Origin of the sequence: Nocardia sp. CA-135398 (assembly GCF_050955845.1) — a bacterium.
Classification (GTDB): domain Bacteria; phylum Actinomycetota; class Actinomycetes; order Mycobacteriales; family Mycobacteriaceae; genus Nocardia.
The window spans coordinates 2,324,290-2,341,779 of sequence record NZ_CP192084.1 but is presented as its reverse complement, the minus strand read 5'-3'; the positions used below and the strand labels follow the sequence as shown (position 1 = coordinate 2,341,779).

General features: G+C 67.4%; 16 protein-coding genes. 9 read left to right on the top strand and 7 right to left on the bottom strand.

Annotation, left to right across the window (positions count from 1 at the left end; genetic code table 11):
* Positions 1-71: 71 nt before the first annotated feature.
* Positions 72-788, top strand: a complete 717-nt coding sequence (locus tag ACQP1T_RS10410; RefSeq protein ID WP_433759729.1) for an ABC transporter ATP-binding protein — start codon at positions 72-74, stop codon at positions 786-788.
* Entirely contained in the window at positions 785-3,277 is a 2,493-nt protein-coding gene (locus tag ACQP1T_RS10405; RefSeq protein ID WP_433759728.1) for an ABC transporter permease, read from the top strand. The genes ACQP1T_RS10410 and ACQP1T_RS10405 overlap by 4 nt, the downstream gene beginning before the upstream one ends.
* A gap of 273 nt (positions 3,278-3,550) precedes the next feature.
* Here the strand turns inward: ACQP1T_RS10405 and ACQP1T_RS10400 are convergent, their stop codons facing one another.
* Complete coding sequence (locus ACQP1T_RS10400; protein WP_433759727.1) at positions 3,551-5,656, bottom strand: protein kinase domain-containing protein; 2,106 nt, start codon at positions 5,654-5,656, stop codon at positions 3,551-3,553.
* Between the two features lie 298 nt (positions 5,657-5,954).
* Here ACQP1T_RS10400 and ACQP1T_RS10395 point away from each other — a divergent pair, with 298 nt between their 5' ends.
* Positions 5,955-6,842: a hypothetical protein gene (locus ACQP1T_RS10395; protein ID WP_433759726.1), complete on the top strand. Its 888-nt coding sequence runs from the start codon at positions 5,955-5,957 to the stop codon at positions 6,840-6,842.
* Here the strand turns inward: ACQP1T_RS10395 and ACQP1T_RS10390 are convergent.
* Both ACQP1T_RS10390 and ACQP1T_RS10385 read right to left on the bottom strand, forming a co-directional pair.
* Positions 6,839-7,504, bottom strand: a complete 666-nt coding sequence (locus tag ACQP1T_RS10390; RefSeq protein WP_433762127.1) for a response regulator — start codon at positions 7,502-7,504, stop codon at positions 6,839-6,841. The two genes, ACQP1T_RS10395 and ACQP1T_RS10390, sit on opposite strands and share 4 nt — an antisense overlap.
* A gap of 188 nt (positions 7,505-7,692) precedes the next feature.
* Entirely contained in the window at positions 7,693-8,925 is a 1,233-nt protein-coding gene (locus ACQP1T_RS10385; RefSeq protein WP_433759725.1) for a sensor histidine kinase, read from the bottom strand.
* Positions 8,926-9,093: 168 nt separating this feature from the next.
* On the opposite strand from ACQP1T_RS10385, the gene ACQP1T_RS10380 reads away from it, so the two are divergent.
* The 5 genes from ACQP1T_RS10380 to ACQP1T_RS10360 all read left to right on the top strand — a co-directional run bounded on the left by ACQP1T_RS10380 (position 9,094) and on the right by ACQP1T_RS10360 (position 13,716).
* Entirely contained in the window at positions 9,094-9,840 is a 747-nt protein-coding gene (locus tag ACQP1T_RS10380) for a hypothetical protein (protein WP_433759724.1), read from the top strand.
* Positions 9,841-10,049: 209 nt separating this feature from the next.
* A complete protein-coding gene (locus ACQP1T_RS10375; RefSeq protein ID WP_433759723.1) occupies positions 10,050-11,312 on the top strand; it encodes an alpha/beta-hydrolase family protein in 1,263 nt (420 codons plus the stop codon).
* 60 nt (positions 11,313-11,372) lie between these two features.
* Positions 11,373-11,819 carry an SRPBCC family protein gene (locus ACQP1T_RS10370; RefSeq protein ID WP_433759722.1) on the top strand — a complete coding sequence of 149 codons (447 nt, stop codon included), beginning with the start codon at positions 11,373-11,375 and terminating at the stop codon, positions 11,817-11,819.
* 227 nt (positions 11,820-12,046) lie between these two features.
* Positions 12,047-13,288, top strand: coding sequence for an SGNH/GDSL hydrolase family protein (locus ACQP1T_RS10365; RefSeq protein WP_433759721.1), 1,242 nt, complete (start codon positions 12,047-12,049; stop codon positions 13,286-13,288).
* A 98-nt stretch (positions 13,289-13,386) separates the two neighbouring features.
* Positions 13,387-13,716 carry a hypothetical protein gene (locus ACQP1T_RS10360; protein ID WP_433759720.1) on the top strand — a complete coding sequence of 110 codons (330 nt, stop codon included), beginning with the start codon at positions 13,387-13,389 and terminating at the stop codon, positions 13,714-13,716.
* Between the two features lie 64 nt (positions 13,717-13,780).
* Here ACQP1T_RS10360 and gatA read toward each other — a convergent pair whose 3' ends face one another.
* Both gatA and gatC read right to left on the bottom strand, forming a co-directional pair.
* Entirely contained in the window at positions 13,781-15,256 is a 1,476-nt protein-coding gene (gatA, locus tag ACQP1T_RS10355) for an Asp-tRNA(Asn)/Glu-tRNA(Gln) amidotransferase subunit GatA (protein WP_433759719.1), read from the bottom strand.
* Positions 15,253-15,552 carry an Asp-tRNA(Asn)/Glu-tRNA(Gln) amidotransferase subunit GatC gene (gatC, locus tag ACQP1T_RS10350; protein ID WP_040693716.1) on the bottom strand — a complete coding sequence of 100 codons (300 nt, stop codon included), beginning with the start codon at positions 15,550-15,552 and terminating at the stop codon, positions 15,253-15,255. The genes gatA and gatC overlap by 4 nt, the downstream gene beginning before the upstream one ends.
* Before the next feature lie 260 nt (positions 15,553-15,812).
* Between gatC and ACQP1T_RS10345 the strand changes: the two genes are divergently transcribed.
* On the top strand, positions 15,813-16,463 hold the full coding sequence (locus tag ACQP1T_RS10345) for an amino acid-binding protein (protein WP_062984932.1): 651 nt from the start codon (positions 15,813-15,815) through the stop codon (positions 16,461-16,463).
* Positions 16,464-16,529: 66 nt separating this feature from the next.
* Here ACQP1T_RS10345 and ACQP1T_RS10340 read toward each other — a convergent pair whose 3' ends face one another.
* Positions 16,530-17,039: a GNAT family N-acetyltransferase gene (locus ACQP1T_RS10340; protein ID WP_433759718.1), complete on the bottom strand. Its 510-nt coding sequence runs from the start codon at positions 17,037-17,039 to the stop codon at positions 16,530-16,532.
* 41 nt (positions 17,040-17,080) lie between these two features.
* Entirely contained in the window at positions 17,081-17,425 is a 345-nt protein-coding gene (locus ACQP1T_RS10335; protein ID WP_433759717.1) for a hypothetical protein, read from the bottom strand.
* Positions 17,426-17,490 lie beyond the last annotated feature (65 nt).

Here is a 17,490-nt window from a genome sequence, read left to right as displayed (position 1 = left end):
GCCGGTGCGACACCGCGGTGCAGCACAATCGACCAAGATCGAATAGTTGAGAAAGAGGGTGGGGGACCGCCATGTCGAACCAGGCCATGCTGGAACTGACGGATATCACCAAGGAATATCGCGTCGGCGAACAGGCGGTGCGAGCACTGGACGGCATCAGCCTGCGCATCGAATCCGGTGAATTCACCTCGATCATCGGGCCGTCCGGCTCGGGTAAGAGCACGCTGCTGCATCTGCTCGGCGCACTCGATACTCCCGACTCGGGGTCGATCCGCTTCCAAGGCGAGGAGATCGGCGGCCTCGACGATGAGCGGCAGTCCGAATTCCGCCGCCACCGTGTCGGTTTCATCTTCCAGTTCTTCAATCTGCTGCCGACCCTCACCGCCTGGGAGAATGTCGCGATTCCGAAGCTGTTGGACGGCACCGGATTGCGCAAGGCCAAACCGCGCGCACTGGAACTGCTCGACCTGGTCGGGCTCAGTGAGCGCGCCGCCCATCGCCCCGCCGAATTGTCCGGCGGTCAGATGCAGCGGGTCGCGGTGGCGCGGGCGCTGATCATGGATCCGCCGCTGATCCTGGCCGACGAACCGACCGGCAATCTGGATTCCAAGACCGGTGCGTCCATCCTGAAACTGCTCGGCGATATCGCGGGCGACGGTAATTCGGTGGTGATGGTGACCCACGATATGGACGCTGTCGAATATTGCGACCGGGTGATCACGTTGCGCGACGGGCAGATCGGCTCCAATGACAAGGTCGATATCGCCACGCGGTCGGTGCGCGCATGATCGGCGCGGCATGGGATCGGCTGCGGCTGTTCAATATCGGTGAACTGCTCGCCCACCGCGGCCGCACCATCATGTCGCTGGCGGTGATGTCCATTTCGGCATCGCTTCTGGTCGCGGTGTTCAGCATTTCCGGTTCGGTCACCGGTTCGGTGGATCGGCTCACCCACAGTCTCGGCGGCAAGGCCGTGCTGGAGGTCACCGGGATCACCGACGCGGGGTTCGATCAGCGGGAACTGCAACGCGTCGCGACCACCCCCGGCGTCGACAAGGCGGTGCCGATGTTGCGCGCGCAGGTCGGATCCGGCGCGGATAAGGCGCTGCTGATCGGCGCCGACACCAGCATTACCGCACTCGGCAGCGATCTGGGCGGGCCGATGGCCGCACAGGCGAGCAAGTTGCTCACCGTGCCGAACGGTGTCCTGGTCGGATCCGGGATGGGCCGCGCCGAGGGCGAACAATTCCCGCTCGGATCCGGAACCGTCACCGTCGCAGCGGTTCTCGATAAGAAGTCCGCCAAGCAACTCAACGGCGGCCATATCATCGCAGCCCCGCTCGGGCTCGCGCAGAAACTCACCGACCGCGTCGGACGCCTGGACTCCATTCAGATCATCGCGGCCGACGGCACCGATGTCGACCGGTTGCGCGAGACGCTGACCGAGGTGGTCGACGGCCGCGCCGTGGTCGCCGACCCCGGGTTGCGCACCGCACAGGCCGGTGGCGCCATCCAGATCGTGCGGTATTCGACGCTGATGGCCTCGGCGGCAGCGCTGATCGTCTCGGCATTCCTGATCTACAACGCGATGAGTATGGCGGTCGCCCAGCGCAGGCCGGTGTTGTCCATGCTGCGGGCGATCGGCGGCAAGCGCGGGCCGATGGTGCGTGATCTGCTGGTCGAGGCGGCGCTGCTCGGCGTGCTCGGCGGGTTGGGCGGCGCGGTGGTCGGCGCCGCCATGGGTGGTGTCGCGATCGGCAAACTTCCCACCGCCATCATGCAGTCGGTGGAGGCGCGCACCGAATATATGGTGCCCGGGTACGCGATTCCGGTGGCGGTCGGCGCCTGTGTGGTGGCCAGTGTGCTTGCGGCCGCCATCGCGGCGCGGCAGGTGTACAAGGTCGAACCGATCGAGGCGCTGGCGCCGGTGGGCGTGGCGCGCACCGATGCGACGAGTGCCGCACTGCGCTGGTCCTCGATCGTGCTCGGCGTCGGCCTCATCGTCGGCGCGATCGTCATTGCCGAGGCCGATCTGGGGCGCCTGTCGCTGGCGTCGATCTCGATGTCGTTCGCCGGGGCGGTGACGCTGTGCTTCGCCGCCACCGGACCGCTCGTACGGGCCGCCGCGGCGATCGCCGGACGCTTCGGCGCACCGGGCACCCTCGGGGCCACCACCCTCGAACGGGCACCGCGGCGGGTGTGGGCCACCGCGATGACGGTGATGATCGGTGTATCCGCGACGGTCGCGATGGGCGGGGGCTCGCGCAATATGGTCGATTCGGCCACCGCTTCCTTCGCGGGCTTCGGCGATACCGATCTGTTCGTCAGCACGAGCTCGATGGAGCAGTTCCCTACGGGTCCGTTGCTGCCCACTGGATTACGCGAGAAGATCGCCGAGGTGCCGGGGGTCAGGGAGGTCGGGCCCGCGCAGATGGCCTTCGCCACCCTCGGCACCGGGCGGGTGATGCTGCAGGGGTATCCGAGCGAGGCGAACGAATCCGAGACCGGCTCGGTGAGCCGAGAAGTCATGGCCCACTTGGCCGCCGGGGACGGTGTGGCGATCTCCCGGGATGTCGCGCGATCGCTCGGCGTCAGCGCCGGGGCCGAATTGACCCTGCCGACCCCGACCGGCAACCACACCGTGCGGGTGCTGGATGTGATTCCGTACATCTCGGCCATCTCGGGCGTGGTCGTGATGAATCTCGACCAGATGCGCGCGTGGTATGAGCGACCGGGTGAAACCGTGCTCGCGGTGCATTTCCAACCGGGTGTGGACAAGTCGGCGGTGCGGGCCGCGGTACGACGGGTGGTGCCTGCCGATATCCATGTGGATACCGGCGCGCAGGCGGTCGTCGCCATCTCCTCCAGCCTGCGGCAGGGCTCCGCGATCAGCTACGCCATTCTGTGGATCGTGGTGCTGGTGTCCACCGTGGCACTGCTGAACACCCTGATGCTCTCGGTCCTGGAACGCCGCCGCGAACTCGGCGTACTGCGCGCCATGGGCACCAGCCGCAAATTCCTGCTGCGCTCGGTGCTCGCCGAGGCCGTCGGAATCGGATTCATCGGCGCGGCAATAGGTCTCGCGGCCGGTGCCGCGATCCAGTATCTGGCGACGGTCGCCGTCGGGCACGCGCTGACAATCGACATCGCGTATCAGCCGAGCCCGATGCTGCTGGTGTACGGCACCGCCGCACTGGCATTGGCGCTGCTCGGATCGATTCCGCCCGCATTGCGTGCGGCACGGATGCCGATCGTGGAGGCATTGGCGGTCGACTGAGTTCAAATTGCGCTGCCGCAGTGCATGCGACAGCCCGATTGGTTTTGTTCGGCAAGCGTTACGGCCGTGCAGTGCGCCGCGATGGTGAGCGGGCATGGGTGATCGACTCGTCCGAGCACGGCGTCGTCGAGTCGATCTGCTCGCGCGCAGGACCGCGGTCTCAACAGCAATGCGCCCAGCTCGGGTGAGTTGCTCGGTCCGGGGACTGGCTGCATCTGCGCGCCAAATGTCCGGACTTCTGAGGCGGCACCAGTCCAGCTGTCCAGTAGGCGATTACAATGGTGCCGCGTCCCACCAGGCAGTTAATGCGTCCTGGGCGGTGGGGGTCGGCGGGACGGTTTGCACTCCCCCGGCGGTGCCATGGTTGCTCACGTACACCAGGAAATTCGCGCGGGCGGGGTCGGATTCGAAGCTCACTACCAGTTTGGCTGTGTGATAGAAGGGCTGGAGCGGGCCGGGCGGGTCTTCCACGGTCCAGCGGTGGGTGTTGACCGGGATTCCGCTTTTCTTACCGGCCGTCGCGACATTGGCGGGTAGGGCCTGGACCACGGCTCGGGCGTCGGCGGCGGAGGCGTATTCGAGGATGGTGTAGCTCATCTGGGTGGTGGTCTGGGTTTCGCGATGGCATTCCCATGCGGTGATCCAGGGACTGGATTTGAGGGTTTCGTCCTCGATTCCCAGCGGCTCCCCGGACTCGGATGCCATGCAGCGCGCGTCTTGGTAGGCCTCGCCGAAGTCTTCCTTGCCCTGCGGCACCAGATTCGGAAACAGCCTGCGGCTCTTGGCGAGTGGATCGGATGGAGCGGCCGCCGTCGTGGCGGTAGCGGGTGGCGGTACTGCCGCATCGGGTGGTCCTTCCGACTCCCAGCCGACGACCACGAGCGTGCCGAGCGCCGCGACCACCGCGACCACGATCCCGACGGCGATCCAGCCGACCAGCACCGCGGTATTCCGGCCGTGGTCCGGGGTCGGTTGCGGGCCAACGGCATTCGGGCCGAACGGCGGCGGTGCCGCGCCGGGCGGCAGCGCGGACGGCGGCTGCCCCTGATGCGGTGGTCCCTGAGTCGCCTGGCCCGGAATCGGCGAGCCCTGCGCCGCTGGGGCCTGCATCGGTTGCCCCTGAGCCGGTGGACTCTGTGTCCCCTGCTGAGGCGGAGCCGCCTGCTGTGGTGCCGCCGGATACGCCGCGGCCTGCGGTGGCCCCTGTGTCCCCGGATGCGCCGGCGCCATCGGATACCCCGCACCCCCCTGCGCCGGTGTCCCCTGCGGCGACGGTGCACCCGGCTGCGGCGCAGGTGCCGCCGGATAACCCGCAGGCACCACCGGCTGCTGCGCCGGTGGATAGCCCTGCGGCGCACCATATCCAGCGGGCCCGACCGCCTGCGTGGACTGCACCAACGCCCCCTGATCCGCGGCCCCGCCGAATCCCGGTGCGGGCGGCGCGGATCCAACGGGCTGCCCCGGATACACCTGCGGGAAGCCGGGATTCACCTGCACGGTGGCACCCGGTGGCGCGGTCAATGCCTTGCGGGCCGCGGCGGCGAATTCCGCACAGGTCGCGTACCGATGCTCGGGCCGTTTGGCCATCGCCTTGGCCAGCACCCCGTCCAACGCGGGATTCAACCCCTGCCGTCGGGTCGCCAATGGCGCGGCGACATGTTGCAGATGCCCACGGATGATGTCGTTCGGATCGGGCGCGTCGAATGGCGCCATGCCGGTGAACAGCCAGTACAGCGCGCAGGCCAGCGAATACTGATCGGTGCGGTTGTCCAGCTCGGCGCCGGTCATCTGCTCCGGCGAGGCATAGGACAGAGTCGCGCTGAACATGCCGGTCTGGGTCAGGTGGGTGGAGTCCTCGCGCAACCGGGCGATGCCGAAGTCGGTCAGGAAGACGCGCTCGCCCTGCCCACCGCTGGAACGGGCCAGCAGGAAGTTGGCGGGCTTCACATCCCGGTGCAGCACACCCATGCCGTGCGCATAATCCAGTGCCGCCGCGACACCCTCGATGATCTGCACCGCCCGCTCCGGCGGCAGTGTCATCGGGTCGACGGTCGCCGCGTCGACGCCGTCGATGTACTGCATGGAAATCCAGAGCTGATTGTCCTCGGAACCGCGGTCGTAGACGGCGACGATATTCGGGTGGTCCAGATGCGCGGCCAGATCGGCCTCGCGCTCGAAGCGCGCACGCACCTCGGCGTCGGCGAACAGCTCCCTGTTCAGCAGCTTCAGCGCCGTCTGCTTACCGAGACGGGGGTGTCTGGCCAGGTATACCGAGCCCATGCCCCCCTGGCCGAGCAGCCGCTCCACGGTGAACCCGGCGAACACCTCACCGCTGTTCAGCAACGCGACCCCCTTCAGGTGACTGCGGCCATCGGACATCGGTCGTCCGAGCGCGTAAGCCGATCTTTTCGAGCGACCTGCAAGCAGTCGCTACGGCGGTTGTGAGCCTACCGGGTAGCCCCTTGGCCACGCCGTTTCGAATTCTCCGGGAAAATCGGCGAAACTATCAACAGCGCGTCATCACCGTGTCAGCCGCTGGCATGACCCGGTGCTGATCGCGCGACGTCCGGTCACCGACCGGGCGGGTGTGACGAGGATGTTTTTCGCACCGCCGATGGAACAACGGGTGTCAGGTTGTGGTGGCGCGAAGAACGCGGCGGTGAGGTCTACAAGAACGATGGTGAATTATCGGGTGGCGCTGCGCGGCGCGGCACTCACGGTGTTGGTCACACTCACCTCCTGTTCGCTCTTACCCAGCATCCATGACGCACCCGCGGAGCCGACGCTACCTGTCGAACGCCCCGGATCCTGGCATCCCGGCTGGTCGATCTCGCGGCCCGATTCGCTGGCCGCCGACTTCACCCAGTTGCAGCCGAATCTGCTCGGGCAGGTCGGGATGGCGATCATGCCGGTCGGCGGCGGCCGGATGACCATTTTCGGCGACTGGACCAGCGGTGTCGCCTGGTCCACCATCAAGGTGCCGTTGGCCATCGCGGCGCTGCGGCACGACCCGACCGGTGTCGCGGAATACGCGCACGAGGCGATCACCGTCTCGGATAACGATGCGGCCGAAGCGCTCTGGGAGTCGCTCGGTGACGGCGAAGAGGCCGCGCGCGCGGTCCAGGGCGTCCTCGACGAGGCCGGTGACGCGCTGACCAACGTGTACGGACCGAAGACCAGTCTGGATTACACCGCATTCGGCGCGACCGAATGGACGCTGGCGAATCAGGTGCGCTTCGCCTCGCAGCTGCCGTGCCTGCCCGAGTCGGCCACCGTGGTCGAGCTGATGGAACAGATCACGCCGGAACAGCGCTGGGGTCTCGGCACCATCGAGGGCACCGAATTCAAGGGCGGCTGGGGGCCCGACGACGAAACCGGCGTCTATACGGTCCGTCAGTTCGGCATCGTGCCGACTCGATCGGGCGGTGTCGCGGTCGCGCTTGCGGCACAGGCGGATTCGGGCACCTTCGAGGATGCGACCGACCTACTCGACCGGCTGGCCCGGCTGCTCTCGCGACACCTCGACGATCTCAACGGCGGTAAGTGCCAGCCGCAGCCGCGCTAGCCAGGGGTGACCAGACCCGATTCGTAGGCGAGTACCACCGCCTGCGCGCGGTCGCGCAGATTCAACTTCGAAAATACCTTGGAGACATGGGTTTTCACGGTCTGCTCGGCGACGAACAGTGCGGTGGCGATCTCGGTATTGGACATGCCCTTGGCGATCAACTCCAGCACCTCGCGTTCACGTGGGGTCAGTGACGCCAGCGCGGGTGTGGGTTTGACCCGGCTCGCGGCGCGGCGGCGGGTGACATCGGCGATCAGGCGGCGGGTGACCGTCGGGGCGAGCAGTGCCTGGCCGTCGGCGACCACCCGCACCGCGCGCACCAACTCCTCGGCGGGCGCGTCCTTGAGCAGGAACCCGCTGGCGCCGATGCTCAGCGCCTCGTAGACGTAATCGTCGATATCGAAGGTGGTCAGCATGAGCACCCGCACGGGCGGGTCGAATCCGGCGGCGAGGATGACGCGTGCGGCGTCGAGTCCGTTCATCTCCGGCATGCGCACATCCATCAGCACCACATCAGGGCGCAGCCGCTTGGCCTCGGCGACGGCGACCTTTCCGTCCGGCGCGTCACCGACCACGCTGATATCGGATTGCGCGGCGAGCAGAGCGCCGAAACCTTGACGCACCATGGCCTGGTCGTCGGCGATCAGAACAGTTATCGGCAGCTCGTCCGCCTCTCCGCGTATTCAGGCCATACCAGTCAGGCGCGTGATGGGTAGCGTTCAGGTGCAACACCAGTTTTTGGCGTGCCCGACGAGTTACCCGTGTACTAACGAAATCAGTTGCCCGGTAGGCAAAGAGTCACAATACAGATCGTCGCGGAGATGCCGGTATTCCGTCGTCGTGCCGATGGTCAGACGTCGTTGGCAGCGCCGATTGCCGCAGTTGTCGCCGATCTGGGTCCGATTTCCGCAGTCGCGGCGATCGGCAGCCGCGCCCGGACCTCGAAACCGCCGTCCGCACGCGGGCCCGCCGACACCTCGCCGCCGACCGCGAGCGCACGCGCATGCATGCCCGCGAGACCGTGGCCGCCATTGCCGACCGGGCGGGCGACAGTAGCGCTCAGGGCATTGCCGACGCTCAACTGCAGTGCGTCGCCGCCGATCACGATCGATACCCGCACCGGCGCGCCCGGGGCGTGCCGGGAGGCGTTGGACAGCGACTCCTGCACGATCCGGTACAGCGCGAGGCCGACCGAATCCGGTACCTGATCCAGCAGTCCGTCGACGGTCCATTCGATGCGGACACCGGCGCGACGGGCACCCTCGAACAGTCCGACTACATCGGCGGCCTTCGGTTGCGGTGCGTGTTCTGGCAGTTGGCCGTCGCTGCGCAGTACACCGAGCATGCCGCGGATCTCGTTCAATGCCTCGCGGGCGGTCGCGCCGATGGATTCGAATTCCGCGCGGGCGGCGGGCGTCACGCCCTCGACCCGATACGGCGCGGTCTGGGCCTGCACCACGACGAGCGACATGTGGTGGGCGACGACATCGTGCAGGTCGCGGGCGATGCGGGCCTTCTCCTCCAGAATGGCGCGCCGGGCCCGCTCCAGTTCGTTCTCCTCCTCCTGAGCCAGCAACTGCTGGCGCGATTGCACCAGCCAGCGCACCAGCATCGCGAACAGCACGACGGCGGCGAACGCGATGGGCCAGGCCCACGCGGCGCCGGAGATATCGCCGGCGCTGGTCATCGTGGTGGCCAGCAGCAGCGAGGTCGCACCCCAGGCGACCGCGACGATCGGGACCGCCGCTCGCAGGGCCACCGCGAAGAGCAGCGCGAACAGGCAGAGGATGTGCACGACCTGGATCGGGATCTCATTGTTCGGCTGATTCGGTATGGCCAGGGCGATGAGCAGGGCCGAGCCCGCGGATATCGCCCAGCCCAGCGCCGGGTTGAGCCGGATCAGCAGGATCGGGAACGCGGCGAGCGCGGCGATGAACGGCTGCACCGCGATCGGTACGTCGTGGGTGATGTGCAGGGTCGGCCAGGCGACGGCGTAGAAAATCACCGCGAGCAGCACCGTGAACGCGTCGAACCACATCCGCGCGTTCATCCCCTTGATCCAGCTACCACGATTTTCCCTCATGGCTACGACAGTAGGAAGCCGGGCGGTCGGGGTCCTCATACCCACGGGTGAATTCCGCTCCAGTACCGGAGTGGGAGGACCCGCGCGCGCTCCCCCGACGGCACGGGCCGGTAAACCGCTCCGCGGCGTGAGGTGGCGTAGCGGCGTGGATTCCTAGCGTCGAGCACCATGAGCACATCGACCATCGATGCCCGAACCCGATCCATCGCACGACGCAGTGCCGCATCGACCGCGGCCGCGCTGACCACCATGGCGGCCACCATCATGCTGGCGCCGGCGGCGCATGCCGCCACGGTCGAGCGGCCGGTGGAGAACGCTTCGGCCGGTGCGGCGGTGGTCGAGCTGACCTCGGGGTCGGGTTCGACCGCGGTGATTCCCGCCGATTTCACGGCGCGGTTCGGTTATCGGCCTGCTGTTGTCGACGGGCTGGTGGTGAATCCGGATGGCGGGTGCTCGTCGCCGGTGACACTGCCCAGCGAATTCGAAACGGCTTGTAAGGCACACGATTTGGGGTACGACCTGCTGCGCTATGCGGACGCGCGAGACCAGCCGCTCGGCGGGTGGGCCAGGCAGGCGCTGGATGCGACGCTGGCCGCGCATATGCACGAGGCGTGTGCGGCTCGGGAGGACGAGTTTTCGCGGGCTCGGTGCGATGCGATGGCGAGTATCGCGAGTACGTTCGTCGATCTGAATTCGCGGCGGCAGGAATATGGCGCGCCGGTTGTCGAATCCGCTTTCGGGGCAGGGGATTCCGGGCGAAACGGCTGGGTCGTCGGTGGCGGCCTGATCGGGTTAGCGGCGGCCGGATTCCTGCCGTCCATCAGGCGGCGGCTCGGCTATGCGGGAGCACGGGCTCGACATCGCCGCGCGGGTGGATTCACGAATCATCTCGGCGCTCTGGCGGTTCAGAAATGAGCACGCTGACCGCGCTCAGACCGGTGTCGGCCCCGAATGATTCGAGCACGAACGCATCACCCCCCATCGCCGACAGCAGCAGCCGCGAGACGTATCGTCCGGGTCGGGAACACACATGGAGGACACTGGCCGCCAAAGGGTTCCACCGTGCTACGCGGCCGCGGATCGGCACGACACTCGCCATCGGTATCGGCACTTCGATATCGCTGATGCCCGGTCTGCTTCCGCGCACATCCAGTGCCCAAGCCATGTTGACCGGGCTGGCCGTCGTTGTCGCACTGGCCATTGCGGGATTACTTCGATTTGCTTTGCGGCCCTTCGATATCAACCGGCGGCTGCATCGATTCCGCGGGCCATTGCTCGGTTCGACCGTGCTCGCGGTCATCGGCATGGCCGCCCAGGCGACCCATTGGCAGAACGAGTTGCGTACAGCGATGGATACGGCATTGATCGGTCCGGACTATTGGGTGCGCTGGGGGTCCATATCCGCGGTAATCGTCGGTGTATTCATCGGAATCGCCCGAGCGATCGGGTGGTTCATCCGGAAGTTGGGTTGGGCGCGCAGCATCGCAGTGGGCCTGGCTGCGGCGTCGGTGCTCTACCTCGTCGGGGTACCTGCGGCGATCGACTGGCGACGCAGCGCCTATGCCGCAGCCAATGCGGAGATCGATCCGGCACTGGTACAACCGGTTTCGTACTCCGGGTCCGGAAGCGCCGAATCCGCGATCAGCTGGTCGTCACTGGGTGCGGAAGGGCGCAAGTTCGTCACCGGATCGCCCGCCGGACCGATCCGGGTGTACGTCGGACTCGACTCCGCGCCCGATCTCGCTTCCCGGGTGGCCCTTGCCATTCGAGAGCTGGAACGGTCCGGCGGATTCGAACGGTCGAATATCGTGCTCGCGGTGCCGACCGGGTCCGGGTGGATCGATGCGAATGCGGTTCGCGGCTTCCACGAACGCTTCGGCGGTGATGTCGCCCTCGTCGGGATGCAGTACTCCTATGCCCCCAGTTGGGTGACCTTCGTCTTCGGGCGCGACGATGCGGTCGCGTACGCACGAGCGCTGTTCGATGCCGTGCAGCGCCGCATCGACACACTCGACCACAAGCCCAGGCTCTACGTATACGGGCAGAGCCTCGGCGCGCTCGGCGGCAGCTCGGTATTCGCCGATGACGCCGACCAGGACCGCCGGACCTGCGCAACGCTATGGGCGGGTCCGCCCGCCGGTCAGGTGCATCGGGCGGGTGCGACGGTACTCGCCAACAGCTCGGATCCGGTGGTGCATTGGTCGCCGTCGCTGCTGTGGCGCGCACCCGAACTCCGCGATGTGCGAGTGGACGCCCCTGTGCCGCAATGGCTTCCGGTGATCAGCTTCCTACAGACCAGCGCCGATCTGCTCGCCGCTCTGAACGCGCCGCCGGGCCACGGCCACCGCTACGGCACCGATCAGGGCACCGCTATGGGCGCATGCTGACCCGCGACTTCGCTGCTGCGAGGCTTGATCAGCTTTAGAACTTGTTCTAATTTGCTAACCATGCCCTTTGTCATCGATGCCACCGTGGAGATCGACGCCCCCGCCGAACTGGTGTGGCAGGTGATCACCGACCTCCGCCGCTACGGCGAGTGGAACCCCTTCTGCATCGAATGCCGCAGCACCCTCGTCCCCGGCGAGCCGATCGACATGCTGGTCGCGCTCTCCGGCGGCAAACCGCGCCGCCAGCGCGAATGGATGGTCTCGCACACCCCTGGCACCGAACTCAGCTACTCGATGAAGCCGGTCCCGCTCGGAGCCCTGCACAGCCTGCGCGCACACCGAGTAACCCCACTCGGCCCCGACCGCACCCGCTACGAATCCCACTTCGAACTCGGCGGCTGGCTGCACCCTGTGGTCGTGGCCGTCCTCGGCAAAAACCTCCAGCGCGGATTCGCGGGCATGACCGAAGGCATCCAAAAACAGGCCGAATCCCTCCGCGCCCACTGACCAAAAATCCCGGCGCGGCTGCCGCAAACCTCCCGAGCACGGCGCATAGCGACGTACCGCCCGCCGCGCCGAGTTCCGCATGCGAACGTGTGCGAGAGCATCGCCCCCGACGGGAGCGGGGTGTGGTGAGGGTCTCTTCGGGGTATGGGGGGAATGTGGATTCGGGCTGGGTGGTTGTGTGGACGGTCCGGTGATACGGACCAGACCGCAACAGAATGGATCTCGTCTTGCGTACAGTTCGCGCCCTGGTAACGATGCTGCTGTTGTTGTTGCCCGCCGCCGTTGTCACCGCGAGTGCGACGCCACCGGAACAGTGCGTTTGGACGACGGTCTGGGCGACCTCGGCGCATCGGCCGAGCAAGGCATTCGTGGCCAATTGGGCCGAAGCCGGATTCGCGAATCAGACTGTGCGCCAGGTGGTTCGGGTCAGCGACGGCGGTCCGGCCACGCGGGTCCGGCTGACCAACCGGTACGGGACGGCACCGCTCGCGGTCGCGGGCGCGACCATTGCCCGCAGCGCCGCCGATGGCGCGATCCGTCCGGAGACGGTGCAGAATCTGACGGTCGGTCTCGCACCGTCGTTCCGCATCGCGCCGGGAGACGATCTCGCGACCGATCCGGTCGCGCTGCCGCTGGCGCCGCTGGAGTCGGTGACCATCACGCTGTACCTGGCCGAACCGACCGGCCCGGCCACCCAGCACGCCCAGTCCTTCGCCACCAGCTTCCGGGCCGCTGGCGACCACCGCGCCGACGCGACCGCCGCGGCGTTCACCGAGACCAGCCAATCCTGGTACTACCTGGCCGGAGTGGACGTCGCGGATGTCGCGCCGTCGCGCTCCGCCGTGGTGGCCTTCGGTGATTCGATCACCGACGGTGTCGGCTCCACCGGTAACGCCGACAACCGCTACCCGGACGAACTCGCCGAACGCCTCGCCGCCGCGGGCACCCCGCGTGCCGTGCTGAACGAGGGCATCGGCGGCAACCGCGTCACCGTCGACTCCAGCTGGCTCGGTGACAGCGCCCTGACCCGGTTCCGCCACGATGTGCTCGACCAGCCCGGCGTGGGCACCGTGATCATCCTGGAGGGCACCAATGACATCGGCCTCAGCTCGGGCGTGGTCGCGCTGGACACCGTCGTCGATGTCTCCGCCGAACAGCTCATCACCACCTACCGCGACCTGATCCGCCAGGCCCGCGCCGCCGGACTGCGCGTCCTCGGCGCGACCATCCTCCCCTTCGGGGATTCGCCCTACTTCAACAGCGCCGCCGAAGCCAAACGGCTCGCGGTGAACGAATGGATCCGCACCGCAGGCGAATACGACGCCGTCGTCGACCTCGACGCCGCCCTCGCCGATCCGACCAACCCGCACCGTCTGGCTCCCGGCTACGACAGCGGCGACCATCTCCACCCCAATGACGCCGGATACCGAACCATGGCCGCGACCATCAACCCCGCCGACATCCGCTGACCCATCCGCGACCACTCGCGGATGAGCTGCGCCCCTTCGGAATTCACGTCACGCTGGCACAGCTCGGCGGTTTCGACACCGATTGGGCCAAGTCGAGCATGAAGTTCGCGACGGCGCTCCCGGCGTATGAAGAACTGCGTACCGGCATCCTGGGCATGCCGGACTACCCGGACCCGACCGCCCCACCGCCGGTGACCGATGCGGCCGGCACCGCCGAGCCCACGCCGGAGACCGAAACGACAGCCGAGCCCGAATGGGTGGAAGCGGCGCCGGAAGTCGCCGCGGCGGAACTGATCGCGCTGGTGAATATGCCGAACCCACCGGTGCGCAAGGTAATCGGACCCGGTGCACACCAAATGGTCGCGATGGCATTGGACCAACGCCGCCGGGACTACCTCAGCGGTCCGGAATTCATCTGGCCCGCATAGGGATGTCCGGAGCGCTCGTTCCCGTCGGGATCGAGACGGGAACGAGCGCTCAGACCAATACTTCTCAGGCGATCGGCCCGCGCGCGGCCTCGTACGCAGCGCCGACCCGGTACAGCCGATCATCGGCAAGCGCGGGGGCCATGATCTGCAGACCCACCGGCATCCCGTCGTCCTTGCTCAAGCCGGACGGCACCGACATCGCCGCATGCCCCGCGAGATTGGTAGGCAGCGTGCACAGGTCGGAGAGGTACATCGCCAGCGGATCATCGACCTTCTCACCCAGCTTCCACGGGGTGAACGGGCTGGTCGGGGAGACCAGCACGTCGACCTGCTCGTAGGCCTTGTCGAAGTCGCGGGCGATCAGCGTGCGCACCTTGAGCGCCTGACCGTAGTAGGCGTCGTAATACCCGGCCGACAGCGCGTAAGTGCCGATCATGATGCGGCGCTTGACTTCGGGGCCGAATCCGGCGGCCCGGGTCGCGGCCATGACCTGCTCCGCGCTGTGGTTGCCGTCGTCGTCGACGCGCAGTCCGTAGCGCATGGCGTCGAAGCGCGCCAGGTTCGAGGACACCTCGCTCGGCAGGATCAGGTAGTAGGAGGCGAGCGCGTATTCGAAGTGCGGACAAGACACTTCGACCACCTCGGCGCCCAAATCCTTCAGCACACCGACCGCCGCATCGAAGGATGCGATGACGCCCGGCTGGTAGCTGTCGGAGTGCAGTTCCTTCACCACGCCGACCTTCACGCCGCGCAGATCGCCGGTGGCGCCCGCACGTGCCGCGGCGACCACCGGCGGCACCGGCACATTGCGGGAGGTGGAATCGCGTGGGTCGTATCCGGCGACCACCTCGTGCAGCAGCGCGGTATCGAGCACGGTGCGACCGCACGGACCGCCCTGATCCAGCGATGACGCGCACGCGACCAGACCGAACCGGGACACGGTGCCGTAGGTCGGCTTGGTGCCGACGGTCGCGGTCACCGCGGCGGGCTGCCGAATCGAGCCGCCGGTATCGGTGCCGATCGCCAGCGGCGCCTGATGCGAAGCCAGCGCGGCCGCCGAACCACCGCCCGAACCACCCGGAATCCTGGTGGTATCCCATGGATTCCGGGTCGGACCGAAGGCCGAGTTCTCGGTGGAGGAGCCCATCGCGAACTCGTCCATGTTCGTCTTGCCGAGAATCGGGATGCCCGCGGCGCGCAACCGGGAGGTCAGCGTCGCGTCGTACGGTGCGACCCAGCCATCGAGAATCTTCGAGGCACAGGTGGTCGGCATATCCGTGGTCGTGAAAACGTCCTTGAGCGCCAACGGAACTCCGGCCAGCGGCGAGGCGGGCGCATCGCCCGCGGCGAGTGCGGCGTCCACCGCGGCGGCCGCGCCGAGCGCCTCGTTCCCGGCCACGTGCAGGAAGGCGTGGTACTGACCGTCGACAGCGGCGATCCGATCCAGATGCGCCTGGGTGACCTCCACCGAGGTCACCTCGCGGCCGTGGATCTTCGCCGCCAATTCGGCGGCCGACAGCGCGGTCAGGTCGTCGCTCATTCGCCCTCTCCCAGAATCTGCGGAACCAGGAACCGCTGGTCCTCCACCGCGGGCGCGCCGGAGAGCGCCTCGTCCGGGGTGAGGCACGGGATGACCTGATCCGGACGCGTCACATTGGTCGCCGGATTCGGCGACGCGGTCGCCGGGACATCGGCGGCGGCGACCTCGGAGATGGTCCGCACGTGACTCAGGATCGAATCCAACTGACCGGCGAACTGATCGAGTTCGGCTTCGGACAGGGCGAGCCTGGACAGCCGGGCGAGGTGTGCGACCTCGTCGCGGGAGATGGCGGGCACCGCGGACCCCTTTCGGCATGGTTGAGCTTGGTGAACGGCCACCGAACAGCCTAGCGACTCCCGGTTGCACAACTTGCACAGGAGCCGCGCAGGCAACGACACACCCCACCGACTAGCGTGACACGCCGCTTCCGCGCGAATTCGCGCTATGGCATCCGTCACTGGCCGCACTTCGAGTCGATAACCGGGACTTGTGGGTGTAAGTATTGCGTGACCCGGGTATTCGTTCAGAGCCTCGGCCGCCAAGGAAAGGAACGCGCGTGTCTTATCTGCTCCGCGTGCAACTTCCGGATCGACCGGGAAGCCTCGGTGCGCTCGCGCTCGCACTGGGCTCCGTCGGCGCCGACATTCTCAGCCTCGACGTGGTGGAGCGGGGTGCGGGATTCGCGGTCGACGATCTCGTGGTCGAGGTGCCGCAGGGTGCGCTACCGGACACCTTGATCACCGCCGCCGAATCGATCGGCGATGTGCACGTGGACTCCATCCGCCCGTATTCCGGTGTGCTGGATACCCATCGCGAACTCGAGCTGATCGATCAGGTCGCCAGTGCGCGCGACGATCGGCTGCAGGTGCTCGTCGACGGGGTGCCGCGAGTGCTGCGCGTCGGCTGGAGCACCATCATCGATATGGGCCCGCAGGGCGCCTATCGCCTGGTCGGCAGCCAGAGTGCGCCGCAGACGCAGGCGGGTTCGGCGCCGTGGATGCCGTTGGAGAAACCCGCCGTCCTGGATCCCGAGGGTGATTGGGTGCCGCAGATCTGGCGCGATATGGACACCAAGCTCGCGGCCGCGCCGCTCGGAAATACCGGCAAGGTGCTGCTGCTCGGCAGGCCAGGTGGACCCGACTTCCGGCCGTCCGAGGTGGCACGGCTCGGTTACCTCGCGGGGATCGTCGCGACCGTATTGGGCTGAGAACGCCCCAATTTTCGACCGCCGCGCCGGTCGCTCGGCCGATATCGGGTCGGTGCTGTCAGGTGTTCATGCCGTGAGATCGAGCCGTAGCACCGACAGCCATTCGCCAACCTCGGTCTTCCAATCCCGTTCCGGTACAGGGACGAAACCGAATCGGTCATAGATCCGGCGCGCGTCGACCATGGCGGGCATCGTGGTAAGCACCACAGCGGCAAAGGATTCCGCGCGTGCGGTCTCGATGACGTTACGCACCAACGCCGTTCCCGCACCGAGTCCGCGCGCCGACTTCGAGACGGCGAGCATCCGGAACTCCAACTCACCCGGCCGGGCGATCTCGGCATACGGCGTACCCGGCCGAGCCACCGCCAGCGAACCGACCACCCGATCCTCGTGCACCGCGACCAGCACCTGCGCCACACCCGCGCGATGGGTGATATCGGCGAGTTCGGTGACATACGGGCTGCCTGGACGCACATAGCCCTCGCCGACATAGACCTCGACCGTCAGGTCGCCGACCGCATCGTATTCGTCCGGGCGCGCGTCGCGAATGACGACCTGGGAGTCCTGCACATCCATACCCGCATCCTCCCACCGCCCGAGCGGCGCAATCCGTTCGGTCAGGAGCCGAGCCCCGGACGCGCGCCCGGATGCGAGATCTGCCAGCGTTCCGGCTTGCCGGACGGGTAGACGACCGGGATGAGATCTCCGATGGCAGGCCAGTTGTGCACGTCCCAGACCAGGCGGCCGTACACCACGGTGCCGGGCACCGACGGGCCGGTCAGATTGCCGGTGATGGTCACGTACTGCTCACCGGTCGCGTCGGGCCGCGGGCTCACCCCGGTGACATACAGCGTCCCCGTCTCTGGATTCGACAGCCGGACGCCGTTGCGCCCACGCAGGTAGAGCATGACCATCGCCACCAGCGCGCCGACCATGATCACCAGCATCCCGAACTCCACCATGGCACCCATGCTATTGCTCCGAGCGGGCATCTTGCGGCGCTGCTGGGCACGGCGGCAACCGACGC